Source organism: Nostoc sp. (genome assembly GCF_036916655.1).
In the GTDB taxonomy this organism is placed as follows: Bacteria; Cyanobacteriota; Cyanobacteriia; order Cyanobacteriales; family Nostocaceae; genus Nostoc.
Window position 1 is genome coordinate 33,496 of record NZ_JBALFY010000061.1, and the last position, 12,288, is coordinate 45,783.

The window sequence follows — 12,288 nt, forward strand, 5'->3', positions numbered from 1 at the left end:
ATTCTTCAACTCAAATCCTGATTTTTGTTACCAACTTGGGTTTGGTAGTGCCGCCATTTTTGCTGCTGACGCGCTCTTTTCTCTTCGGTGAGGCTATCAAAACAATAGGGACAAGAAACACCTTGCTCATATTTGGGAGACGCTTTATCTTCCTCAGAAATCGGACGCCCACAACAGAAACACCGCTCACAACTCCCTTCCTCTAACCCATGACTCACAGCTACCCGCTCATCAAAAACAAAACATTCCCCTTCCCACAAACTTTCTTGTGCTGGAACTTCCTCCAAATACTTCAGAATGCCACCTTTGAGATGATAAACTTCTGCAAAGCCGTGGGCAAGCATGAAAGATGAGGCTTTTTCACAGCGAATGCCCCCTGTACAAAACAGAGCAACCTTTTTGTGTTTAGCTGGGTCGAGATTATTTAGCACATAATCAGGAAATTCTCGGAATGATTCAGTTTGGGGATTTTCCGCCCCTTGGAAAGTACCAATATTCACCTCATAATCATTGCGGGTGTCAATCACGGTTACTTCTGGGTCGGAAATTAAATTATTCCATTCTTGGGGATTGACATAAATCCCAACTTGCTCGTTTGGATCAATTTCCGGCAACCCCAAAGTCACAATTTCTTGCTTTAACCGCACCTTCATCCGCTCAAAGGGCGGGGTTTCAGTATAGGACTCTTTGGATTCTATATCTGCTAGACGAGGGTCAGAACGCAGAAACCAGAGAACAGAGTCAATGGCCTGCCGCGAACCAGCAATTGTACCGTTAATCCCCTCTAGTGCCAGCAAAATTGTCCCCTTGACACCTTGCTCTTGGCAGTAAGATAGTAGAGGCTCTCGTTTCTCGGCAAAATCTGGCAGTTTGACAAATTTATACAGTGTTGCGACAACTTGGAGCTTTTCTGGCTTCATCCCTTTGGTAATTGCACAATATTAAGTTACAATAGCAACGACAATAAAAGTTATCTACTATTTTAATTTTATGGGGGTTTAGCTCAGTTGGTAGAGCGCCTGCTTTGCAAGCAGGATGTCAGCGGTTCGAGTCCGCTAACCTCCATTGGAAATGTCTGATTAAAATGTTCGATACCTACGGCGAACTACACCGACGCATATACATCAATTAAAACCCCATTCCTTTATGGGGAATGGGGTTGTTTTACCTGATAGGCAAAGGATTGGCTGGAATGTCGTAAAATCCAATTATCAACCCTCGATATTTCCGAACACCTTTTATACTGATATGTACTTAGTTAGAGGAATCTCTAGATAAGGAGGTTAACTGTGACCTGACAGCACTCAGGTAATTTTGATCGTTCAAAAATTGCGGTGGTAATTTATTAGCACTGACAGCAGCCTTAACTAAATCTTCCGCAAGAATCTTTCGGTTCTGGCGTTCAAATATTAGAGTTCCTGCACTGGGAATGCCCTGCTGCTCTAAACCACCTTGGTAAGCAAGAGAAACAAGATTGAAGGGTTCGAGATAACGATCACTCGTGGAATTACTGTGTAAAGTGTTAGAATTAATTGCAGCTTTTATTGGCTCCTTCTTTGCATCACTGGTAACACTAGCACTACCGTAGTTGTTATTTGTGGCTGGTTGAGCGTTAGCAATTCCAGATGTGAGGGCAACTGAAGCAACCAGAATTCCAGAATTGATCAAAGTTGCAAGTTTCATAGCTTTATCCTTACTTAACTTAATTAGGTAGGTGCGATTGAATTAATTTTTTCTTCTATTAACAGTGTCTCTTTTGTTATAAGCTTTAACCTCCTGCATTTAGTTCACCCAATTGGTTGAATTGTTTCTCACCCATTCGGGTGAGGTTCTAAGACTGTCGGGAATAGTGTAGTAAAAAATATTTCAGTTTTGTAAAGGTATACCTAGACATAGCGAGTGGAACTCCTTGTTTCATGGGCTGATAGCTTTTGCCCCCCATTCATTCGCCAACAGTATCTTAGAAGTCGCCTGGATTATTCAAAAGTTTGGCAATAAACTTGCTGTACTCATCCTTCATTGGCAAGTCTAAATCTTGCCTGATACGTCGCCGTAGCGTTGGGATAGTTTCACCGCTAATGGGGTTGAATCCCTGCTTTTCGTATTCTTCCCAATACAGTCCCACACCTCGTTTTTGCCAATTGGGCAGATGATTAAAATTAATCCCATACTGGAATAATAGTTCGTTTTTATCGGTAACAGATAACCCTTTCATCATGCTGGTTGCTTCAGTTGCACTTTTGCCATCTCGACGCAGACACCAGTAACAATGAGCATTGAGAGCATTTCTGTGGGCATCCTGACTGCGCCAACGAAAATAATTTACTACTTCTTCTATATTAGGAAGCTGCGAAATGCGGCAGTCAAAGCAGCCAATTGCACCTAATAGTAAAGAAAATTTGGCGCTGGCTTCACCTGCTAAAACGGAATTTAGTTTTCTTACTTTTCGGTTAAAAGTGTTTTCTTGTTGAGCAAACAGTAGAGAAATTTCATCACTTTGGGTATAACCATAAGTGATATCTAACCCGCAGTTGAACAAATGTTCGACAGTTACAAGCATCAAATCTCGAAAACGAATATCGTAGGGAGCCTCAAATTGATGCACTTCTTTTGTCAGGCGAGTAAAGCTGCGTCCATCTAATCTTGCAACTATGTAAAGTCCAGGTAGCACACAATGATCGTGTGCTGTCTCAAACACCCGCATTTTACTATCAAGTTCATCAAATTTCACGGTTCAATTCCTCAACAACGAATGAATTATTTAAGTCATTTTTCACCGAATAAAGTGCATCAAACTCTTCGCTCCAACTCGGTAAATTCAGCTTTTTATACGTTGCTAATAGCCCAACCAAAGGCACGATTTCTTCAGGAGGTCTCTGGCTATTTCGTTGCTTGCAGTCTTCCAGTGGAGACTGAAAGTAGTAACCCACAACCCGGAAACCTTTCGCTTTTGCTGGAGTAATATAGCGTTTTCTTTCTTCCACAGTCGGGTTAGTATTGTCCACAACGAACCGCTGTTTAGCTTCTAAACAAGCTTGAAGAAAAATTTGCTCTCGATGACGGGTTTTGAGCATATCAAGGTTAATGCGGATGTGAGTATTAAAGAAGCGATCGCGATAAAAGGTAGTTTTACCTGCTCCCTGGATTCCTACAAAAATAATTGCTTCCATGATCGATCGCTTACATATTGTTCTAGCCTCGCACCGCTTCCCCGCAACAACTTCACAGGATCGACATCCAATAACAATGCCGCCGGACATCGCTCTAAATTAGCATCTAGGTAAAAGATGTTTTTCTTTTTTATCAAAACTTTTAATTTTGCTTTTGATGAAAGTTTTTGTATTAATACCTATTTGTAATATATGTAGGATTAATGTGTCAAGGGACACTACGATTTTTTGATCGATTAGAGGACGGAGGTAGACTGCCCAACTCGAAACAAACAGTAGCATGAGGTGTATACTGTACAATCGCTTGTAAATCACTTATTAAGATGTAAACTGCAAAAAATTATTTTATTGTTATGACTATAAAACTCCATGCCGAAAAAGACCTTCTCACGGCAAACACTAGTAGAAAGATAAATCAAGAAACAGAAAACGAAAAAGTTCTATGTTCTCATTGTCAGCGCACCGCTACGAACGGTATTAAATGTAAAGGTATTTGTGTGGCTGACAATGACTATTAAGAGTTGATTTATCAAACAGAATTCAGGAGTCAGAACTCAGTTGGGTATTCTGTATAACTAGCGGATAGCGCAGTGTAAAGCCTTCTCTTCTCCTTCTCGTGTCGGAGACGCTGCGCGAACGCCAACAGCATGGCGACGGCTATGAGCGAGTCTGTGATAGCGAGTATTTTCATTCAAGTCGCGTCTTGATTCTGACCGGAGACGGAGCATCTCCGGCTCCACTACTGAATTCTGAATTCTTCAAAAAGTTAACGATAAACCTTTGTGCCCTTAGCTGCCACTACCGAATCTAGCCTAGCGTTCCCCAGTTGCGCCAATTCTCCTAGCCCTAGTTTTTTGTTGAGGATCGACTTTTAAGACAGTCGCTACAAATCTTCTGAACCTACACACTATTAAATACAGTTGAGATGAGATTTCGGCCGATTTTTGTTGAAACTGACAGGTTAGTACGGCATTGAAAGAGTATTTAATAACTTCCCCACGTCTTATATCTCCGTATCGAGAAAATTTTTGCCGTTAATGCTAATCACTTCCTCGATATCTATTAGTTATACTTATACCTGAATAATCCTGAGAAAAAATTGGTAAATCGTCAGGATATTACTTTTGTGGTCATGTAAATGTGACTATGCCAATTATAAAGATGACATTCACTGAAGGATGTTTATACTGTGTTACAAAAGTTACAGCCAAAACCATCGAAGTTGAAATATTAACTAAGTAGTTGAAATATTGAAAGCCTAGCTGTGGATTGAAATAGCTATTGGTTGAATCAAAAATTTAGCAGCCGATTAAGTTCAGTAATACTGTATCCAATAAAACCATTACAGTTAATTTCTAAAAAAATTGTAATGGAACCTTCAACTATGTTAGTTCATCGTTAATCACGGGAACAATAGCAACAGTTGAATAGCTGACCGTAATCTAAGCTGACCGAAATCTATTGTTACCTGGAGCCATTGAGACGATCTTTATGCCAGCAACATCTTTTTATGCAGACGCCCCCTACAACACCAAAAAGTCCCGCCAGGCTTTGGACTCGGATCTCACGGTTGATGACAGTGAGTTATCGGTAGATGACCTACAGGAGCTAGAACTGGCTTCTGTTGACAATGCTAACTTTGCTGCTAGCACTAACCGTCGGAGTACAGACCTAGTACGTCTATATCTTCAAGAAATTGGTCGGGTTCGCTTGTTAGGGCGTGATGAAGAGGTTTCAGAAGCTCAAAAAGTCCAACGTTACTTGCGGATGCGGATAGTACTTGCTAAGGCTGCCAAGGAAGGGGATGAAGTGATTACGCCTTATCTTCGGTTAGTTGAAGTTCAAGAACGTCTAACCTCGGAACTAGGACATCGGCCGTCTTTGGAAAGGTGGGCTGCTACTGCTGATATAGTTTTATCCGATCTTAGGCCAACTTTGGCAAATGGCAAACGTCGCTGGGCTGAAATCGCCAAGTTGACTGTAGAAGAGTTGGAGCAAGTTCAGTCCCAAGGACTCCAAGCAAAAGAACACATGATTAAGGCGAATCTTCGCTTAGTTGTGTCTGTTGCTAAGAAGTATCAAAATCGTGGTTTGGAATTGTTGGATTTAGTTCAAGAAGGTACATTAGGTTTGGAGCGGGCTGTAGAAAAATTTGACCCAACTAAGGGTTATCGCTTTAGTACCTATGCTTACTGGTGGATTCGTCAAGGAATTACACGGGCGATCGCAACTTCTAGTCGCACCATCCGCCTTCCGGTTCACATTACCGAAAAGTTAAACAAAATCAAAAAGGCTCAACGCAAAATTGCTCAAGAAAAAGGTCGCACCCCAACTCTAGAAGATTTAGCAACTGAGTTAGAGATGACACCGACCCAAGTCCGAGAAGTTTTGTTGCGGGTTCCTCGCTCCGTTTCTTTGGAAACCAAAGTAGGAAAAGATAAAGACACTGAGTTAGGCGAATTACTCGAGACTGATAGTGTAACTCCAGAAGAGATGTTAATGCGAGAATCTTTACAAAGAGATTTGCATCATCTTCTGTCAGATTTGACTAGCCGGGAGCGCGATGTAATTCTAATGCGGTTTGGTTTGGCAGATGGTCATCCTTATTCTTTAGCGGAAATTGGCCGCGCTCTTGACTTATCGCGCGAACGAGTCCGCCAAATTGAATCCAAGGCTTTGCAAAAGCTACGTCAACCCAAGCGCCGCAACCTGATCCGCGACTATTTGGAATCTCTAAGTTAGTCATTTGTCATTAGTCATTTGTCATTAGAAAATTACACTTGACAAATGACTAGGGACAAAAGGGTGATTTAATTCCCAGTTTAAAAGCTATTTATAGGCTTACAGCAAATAATTAGCATTAAATTGTACAAAAGTTGCCCCAGAACTTTGCTCAGATATCTTAAAGGTGGGGAGCAACTAAGAATTCAAATTTAACTTATGCAAAATTCAAAGTCAAGGGATGCAATCGTTACAAGTATCCTAACTATTAGCTGTATGCAAATTAAATGCACTACAGCTTCTTACTTGAATTTTGCTCAAGATTTGATGAATTGTTATTAAATATTTAGTAAAAATTCTCAATAGGCAATGATTGTTGCAAATTGCTCCCAAGATTTGTTATATTCTCAACTAACAAGCTTTGTTGAGAACTATTAGTATGACGGTCTACACAACTACTTCACTCAAGGCAGAACTGAACGAACGAGGCTGGCGTTTAACTCCCCAGCGCGAAACAATTTTACACATTTTTCAAGAACTTCCGCAAGGAGAACATCTGAGTGCGGAGGATCTTTATCATCGGCTCGAAACTGATGGTGAAGGGATCAGTCTGTCAACTATTTATCGGACTTTGAAGTTGATGGCCAGGATGGGAATTTTACGGGAATTAGAATTGGGCGAGGGACATAAGCATTATGAGATCAACCAGCCCTATCCTCATCATCACCATCACTTAATTTGTGTTCGATGCAACTCTACTATTGAGTTTAAAAATGATTCGATTTTAAAAATTGGGTCAAAAACCGCTCAAAAAGAAGGTTTTCACCTTTTAGACTGTCAAATGACTATTCATGCAGTGTGTCCCAAGTGCCAACGAGCGCTGATGCCGCTTTAGCACTTGGGTGGATAAATAAGACGAAACTACTCAAATTTACCAAAGAATTGGAATCTGAGCAGTTCGTAATTTGCTGTTACTGGAGGAAAGCAACCAGTTGGGAACTGATACTAACGACACCAAAGCGGATGTTAAAAGCGTCCGCTCTTAAGATCCTTGAGACTGATGCCATAGAATTCCTGGGCTTGTTTAATCGCTTTTTTGGTGTCATCTGCCATCACACCATTCAGTTTGCCTTTATAAAAACCCCGCTCCCGTAGTCGCGTTTGGATTTCTAGGGTATTAAATTCGCTTTTGCTAGTAGTATTAACTGAGCTATATAACTTAGCTCGCGTAGTTGGGCCAGCAACACCACTTGCTGTTAAGAAATTAGCTGCCTGAAATCTCTTTACAGCATCAGCAGTAAAGGGGCCATAGTAGCCATTTGGCTCTCCCTCTAAATATCCTGCTTGGATCAATTGTTCTTGAAGGATTCTAACAGGCTCACCGCGATCGCCTACACGAAGCTTGTCTCGATTGACTACCTTTTTAGGAGCCTCTTCTCCATCACCAATGCCAACTCCTGGCAGTTTACGTAATGTTGCTGGGCCTGCAATGCCATCAACGCTTAATTTGTAAGAATCTTGGAATCGTTTAACAGATTCTTCGGTAATTGGGCCAAATATTCCTGTGGCGTTTCCGTAATAAAAGCCGGCAACTCTTAACCGTTCTTGCAAAGCTCTGACATCTTCACCTTCATCCCCCTTAGCAAGGTAGTTGGGATTGCGGCGTTTGCTGGTGGCTGAACTAGCTGAACTAGCTGAACTAGTAGTACTAGGCTTTTTAGCCTGTTCACTTACAGCAGTAGTTTTTTTAGTTTGTGTAGTTGCTACAACTGTGGACTTTTTGGCTTGCCAACTTTCTAATTTTTGCAGGGTGCTGGCTCCAACAATGCCATCCACTGGTAAACCAGCGGCCTTTTGGAAGCGCCGCACAGCTTCTTGTGTGGATACGTCATATACTTGGCTAACAGAAGCTTGGTAAAAACCTGCTGTTTTTAACTTTTGTTGTAGATTTCTGACAGAAGGGCCTTGATCGCCTTTTTCTAGTGCCATGACGCTGCTCACAGCACCAAGAATAGATAAAGACAGAGCAAGGGGCAACATATACTTCCAAGCCCTACCAGAAAGCCTTTTCCAGTCTGGCGCAGCTGCTTTGTTAAACAAAGAACTGAGGGATACCAATTCACTGGGTGTGCTGTCTTCGTAGGCGAAAGCTAGGTGCAAATACGCAAGATTTTCCATATTTGTTTCCTACACCATTGATTTTTCTTCGATAACTGCTTCAGCTTGATGTACTAGGTTCCTCAAAGCTTCTAATGTTCCTATATTTACATCCTCCCACAAATTGCGCTGATGTGCTTCTAATAATTTTTCAGCAATATCACGCAGAGCATAAGGGTTCTTTTGCTGAATAAATTCTACAACAACTGGATCGAGTAAATAAGCGTCCACTATACCTTGATACATGTAATCTTCAACACATTTAGCTGTTGCATCGTAGGCGAAGAGATAATCTACTGTCGCCGCCATTTCAAAGGCTCCCTTGTATCCGTGACGCATTACTCCTGCAATCCATTTGGGATTAACTACGCGAGAACGATACACCCGCGCAATTTCTTCTTTCAGTTGGCGAACGCGTGGTTGGGCGGGTATAGAATTATCTCCAAAATAAGTTTGAGGATTTTTTCCCTGTAGAGAACGCACCGCTGCTGTTAAGCCACCCTGAAATTGGTAATAATCATCAGAATCGAGTAGGTCGTGTTCACGATTATCTTGATTGTGCAGGACGACTTGCATTTGTGCCAACCGTTGTTTGAAGGCTTCGGGAGAGGGAAGTGGGGAGTTAGGAGTTAGGAGTGAGGAGTTAGGAGTGGGCATTGGGGATTGGGAATTAGGAAGAATTTCTCCCCCTTTGCTCCTCTGCTCCCCTACTCCCCTGCTCCTCTGCTCCCCTGCTCCTCTGCTCCCCTGCTCCTCTGCTCCCCTGCTCCCCTGCTCCCCTGCTCCCGAAGAATAGGCGTAAGAACTCCAGTTAATGTAGGCGCGGGCTAAATCTTCGTCATCTGTCCAGTTTTGCGATTCGATTAAACCTTGGAGTCCGGCGCCGTAAGCACCTGGACGAGAACCAAAGATGCGATAGCGCGATCGCACCACAGCTTCTTGTATAGTTAATCCTTGGCTTGTCCACAAATCAGTTTCTTGGCGAACTGCATCCGCTAGAGGATTTTGTTCTGGCGGTTCATCTAAATCTGCTACTGCTGATACTGCTTGATCGAATAAGTCAATTAAGTTGGGAAAAGCATCGCGGAAGAATCCCGAAATTCGCAAGGTGACATCTACACGCGGACGCCCCAAAATCGCTAGGGGCAAAATTTCAAAATCTACTACTCGCCGTGCTGCACCATCCCATACTGGTTGGACTCCGAGTAAAGCCAAGGCTTCGGCTATATCATCACCGCCTGTTCGCATGGTGGCTGTTCCCCACAATGATAAGCCTAGTGTTTTGGGATACTCACCATGTTCTTGAGTGTAATATTCAACGAGAGTTTCGGCGGCTTTTCTGCCGATATCCCAAGCTGTTTCTGTGGGAATGGCACGAATATCGACAGAATAAAAGTTTCTCCCTGTTGGTAGAACTTCCGGGCGGCCGCGTGTGGGTGCGCCAGATGGAGCGCTGGGGACATATCCGCCATCGAGTCCGTGTAATAAATGGGTGATTTCTTCGGGGGTTTTTTGTAAGGCTGGGAGGAGGCGATCGTGTATCCAGTTAAGGACAATGGGGAGTGGGGAGTTAGGAGTTAGGAGTGAGGAGTTAGGAGTTCTGAATTCTGAATTCTGAATTCTGAATTCTGAGTCCTGATTTATTAGTTTTTCTACTAGAAGGGCGGCGTGTTCTTCTAGGACTTCGACGATATCGCCGAGGGTACGGCATTGTGTGCCATTGACTATTGAGTATTCACCACTACTCATTGACAAATCGGCTGTGAGGGGATCGAAATCTAGTCCCCAATCTTGAGCGATCGCACGAGTAATACCTGGAGAATGGCGATTGGGGATGCGAGCGATCGCTACTATTAAATCCCGTAGCTGCCTTCCTTGGGGACATTGCCCAAAAATGTGCAAGCCATCACGGATTTGGGCTTCTTTCAATTCACAAAGGTAGCCACCGATGGAATTCAAAATTAAGGATTCAGACTTAAAAATTTCTGTTTCATTTTGGATTCCTAAATCTAGATGGAGATTTTCTTTGATTACCAGTTCGTGGATGCGATCGCGAATCACTGGCAAACGTGAAGGATCTAAACTGTCGGCTTCATAATACTCATCAATTAAATTTTCTAACTGCTGCAAAGAACCGTAGAGTTCCGCACGAGTCATCGGTGGCGTGAGGTGATCTATAATCACCGCTTGAGCGCGACGTTTGGCTTGCGAACCTTCACCAGGATCGTTGACAATAAACGGGTACAGGTGGGGAAGTGCGCCGAAAGCTACTTCTGGATAACAATTACTCGATAAAGCCACACTTTTACCCGGTAGCCATTCTAGATTTCCGTGTTTTCCCACATGAACTACAGCATCAGCACCAAAAGTTTCTCTAACCCAATAGTAGAAAGCTAAATAATCATGGGTTGGTTCTAAATCCGGCGCATGATAATTCAAACTGGGGTCATTATCATAACCCCTTGCTGGCTGAATTCCCACAAAGATGTTGCCGAGTTGGATTCCGGGAACGGGGATGGAGGCAGAGGGGCAGAGGGGCAGGGGGGCAGGGGGGAATAATTCTTGATTGCTTCCCTGCTCTAAATTTCCCCACCTTTCAGTAATACCTTGCTGAACTGCTGGTGGTAATGAAGCGAAATATTCTTGATATTCTTCCCAAGAGACGCTTTGGTGTACTGGAAGCCATTCTCTACCTTCTGGATCGTTGGTTACACCATCTGTCAGCCGTTGAATCAACTCGTCTCCTTGAGTGGGTGGATTTTCTACTTCATATCCAGCCTGATGTAAAGCTTGCAGGATTTCTACACAACTAGCTGGGGTGTCGAGTCCCACACCATTGGCGAGGCGGCCATTGCGGTTGGGGTAGTTTGCGAGAATCAGGGCGATTCGCCGCTCTTGGGGTGGTTTGGAACGTAGACGCGCCCAGTTTGCTGCTAGTTTAGCAACGAACTCGATGCGATCGCTCACTGGTTCATAAATTACCACATCTGTTTCTAAATGGGGATTACGAGTTTGCAATGCTTTAAAAGACACAGCACGAGTAATAATCCGCCCATCTACTTCTGGTAGCGCCACATTCATCCCAATATCGCGGGGAGAAAGCCCTTGAAACTGTGACTCCCACTGTTCAATCGATCCGCCACTGAGGATTACCTGCAACACAGGCACATCTAATTTTTGCCACAGTTCGGTTTGGGGTGTTTCACTTTCCAAGCGTGCTAGAGAAAAACTGGTAGTATTTAGCAGCACAGCGATTGATTCGGCTTCTTTGGGTTGGAAAAATTCACTCAACTCAACTTGTACATCTAGTTCACGTAATGAAGAAACAAATACTGGCACTGGTTGTAAATTTTTCTGTACCAAAGCTTCGCATAAAGCATCAATTACTTTAGTATTTCCCGCTAAATAATGAGCGCGGTAGAAAAGGATGCCGATTTTGGGGATTGGGGATTGGGGACTGGGGACTGGGGATTGAGAGATTTGAGATTCTGAGGTGGATGAACGGAGTTCTGAGATGGATGAACGAGTATCTGAGGTGGATTCATCCAGTTCAAAGGTGGATGAACGGAGTTCTAACTCTCCCCTGCCCCTCTGCTCCCCTGCCCCCCTGCTCCCCTGCTCCCCCACTCCCCACTCATACAATCCCACACGCGGAATTGGCTGAGGTGGTGCAGGATTATATGCAGTTAATAAGCAACTATCGGAGATAAATTGCAGAGCATTCACGAAATTTTCCACGCCCCCTTCGCTAAAATACTGCCATATTTGGTTAACAATAGCCAAGGGCACGGTAGACTGGGAAATTAAATCGGGATCAAAAGCGTCATCCCCTGGCATTACAATGAGGGTTCTACCATTTCGTTGCACAATTTCTTGCACTACTTCTAAGCCATAACCCCAGTAAGAACGTCCTCCTAATAGGCGCAAAATAATTACTTGGGCAAGTTCCAAAACTTGCTCTCCATAAGTATCTATGCTTAATTGTTGCTGCAACTGCAATAGGTTGGCGACTCTTAATGCCGGAAAGCTTGGGGGTAACTTTGTCACCGCAGCTGCTAAGGTTTGAATGTCAGTATCAGCAGCCGTAATTAACACGAAAGGCGCGGGAGTTTGTTCTAAAAAAATTAAACCCTCTGACTGATTCCATCCACCCGATGTGCTACTTATACGATGCATAATCCTGTGTTACCGTTTTAAGTTATTGGTTAGTACATAATCAAAACAAACTTTTCTCCCTGGA

10 protein-coding genes and 1 tRNA gene are annotated in these 12,288 nt (G+C 43.3%); 3 read left to right on the forward strand and 8 right to left on the reverse strand.

From position 1 onward, the window contains the following. Nucleotides 1-5: 5 nt before the first annotated feature. A complete protein-coding gene (gene trhO / locus V7L31_RS14725) occupies nucleotides 6-920 on the reverse strand; it encodes an oxygen-dependent tRNA uridine(34) hydroxylase TrhO (RefSeq protein WP_334696913.1) in 915 nt (304 codons plus the stop codon). A gap of 72 nt (nucleotides 921-992) precedes the next feature. Here trhO and V7L31_RS14730 point away from each other — a divergent pair. After that, nucleotides 993-1,065: transfer RNA gene (locus V7L31_RS14730), tRNA-Ala, on the forward strand. 189 nt (nucleotides 1,066-1,254) lie between these two features. On the opposite strand, the gene V7L31_RS14735 is transcribed toward V7L31_RS14730, so the two are convergent. From V7L31_RS14735 to V7L31_RS14755, 5 genes are all read right to left on the reverse strand, one after another. After that, complete coding sequence (locus tag V7L31_RS14735; RefSeq protein WP_334696914.1) at nucleotides 1,255-1,683, reverse strand: hypothetical protein; 429 nt, start codon at nucleotides 1,681-1,683, stop codon at nucleotides 1,255-1,257. 277 nt (nucleotides 1,684-1,960) lie between these two features. After that, complete coding sequence (locus V7L31_RS14740; protein ID WP_334696915.1) at nucleotides 1,961-2,731, reverse strand: tRNA(His) guanylyltransferase Thg1 family protein; 771 nt, start codon at nucleotides 2,729-2,731, stop codon at nucleotides 1,961-1,963. Further along, a complete protein-coding gene (locus V7L31_RS14745; protein WP_334696916.1) occupies nucleotides 2,721-3,170 on the reverse strand; it encodes an ATP-binding protein in 450 nt (149 codons plus the stop codon). The genes V7L31_RS14740 and V7L31_RS14745 overlap by 11 nt, the downstream gene beginning before the upstream one ends. After that, complete coding sequence (locus V7L31_RS14750) at nucleotides 3,149-3,307, reverse strand: hypothetical protein (protein WP_334696917.1); 159 nt, start codon at nucleotides 3,305-3,307, stop codon at nucleotides 3,149-3,151. Before V7L31_RS14750 ends, V7L31_RS14745 begins: the two co-directional genes overlap by 22 nt. 438 nt (nucleotides 3,308-3,745) lie before the next feature. After that, nucleotides 3,746-3,898: a hypothetical protein gene (locus tag V7L31_RS14755; RefSeq protein WP_334696918.1), complete on the reverse strand. Its 153-nt coding sequence runs from the start codon at nucleotides 3,896-3,898 to the stop codon at nucleotides 3,746-3,748. A 763-nt stretch (nucleotides 3,899-4,661) separates the two neighbouring features. Between V7L31_RS14755 and sigC the strand changes: the two genes are divergently transcribed. Continuing rightward, complete coding sequence (gene sigC / locus V7L31_RS14760) at nucleotides 4,662-5,912, forward strand: RNA polymerase sigma factor SigC (protein ID WP_179066298.1); 1,251 nt, start codon at nucleotides 4,662-4,664, stop codon at nucleotides 5,910-5,912. Between the two features lie 418 nt (nucleotides 5,913-6,330). Beyond that, nucleotides 6,331-6,786 (forward strand): Fur family transcriptional regulator, encoded by a 456-nt coding sequence (locus tag V7L31_RS14765; RefSeq protein ID WP_012407750.1) that lies wholly within the window; start codon nucleotides 6,331-6,333, stop codon nucleotides 6,784-6,786. Between the two features lie 131 nt (nucleotides 6,787-6,917). On the opposite strand, the gene V7L31_RS14770 is transcribed toward V7L31_RS14765, so the two are convergent. Both V7L31_RS14770 and cobN read right to left on the reverse strand, forming a co-directional pair. Beyond that, nucleotides 6,918-8,069 (reverse strand): peptidoglycan-binding domain-containing protein, encoded by a 1,152-nt coding sequence (locus V7L31_RS14770; protein ID WP_334696919.1) that lies wholly within the window; start codon nucleotides 8,067-8,069, stop codon nucleotides 6,918-6,920. A 9-nt stretch (nucleotides 8,070-8,078) separates the two neighbouring features. Beyond that, on the reverse strand, nucleotides 8,079-12,224 hold the full coding sequence (cobN, locus tag V7L31_RS14775) for a cobaltochelatase subunit CobN (RefSeq protein WP_334696920.1): 4,146 nt from the start codon (nucleotides 12,222-12,224) through the stop codon (nucleotides 8,079-8,081). Nucleotides 12,225-12,288: the final 64 nt, after the last annotated feature.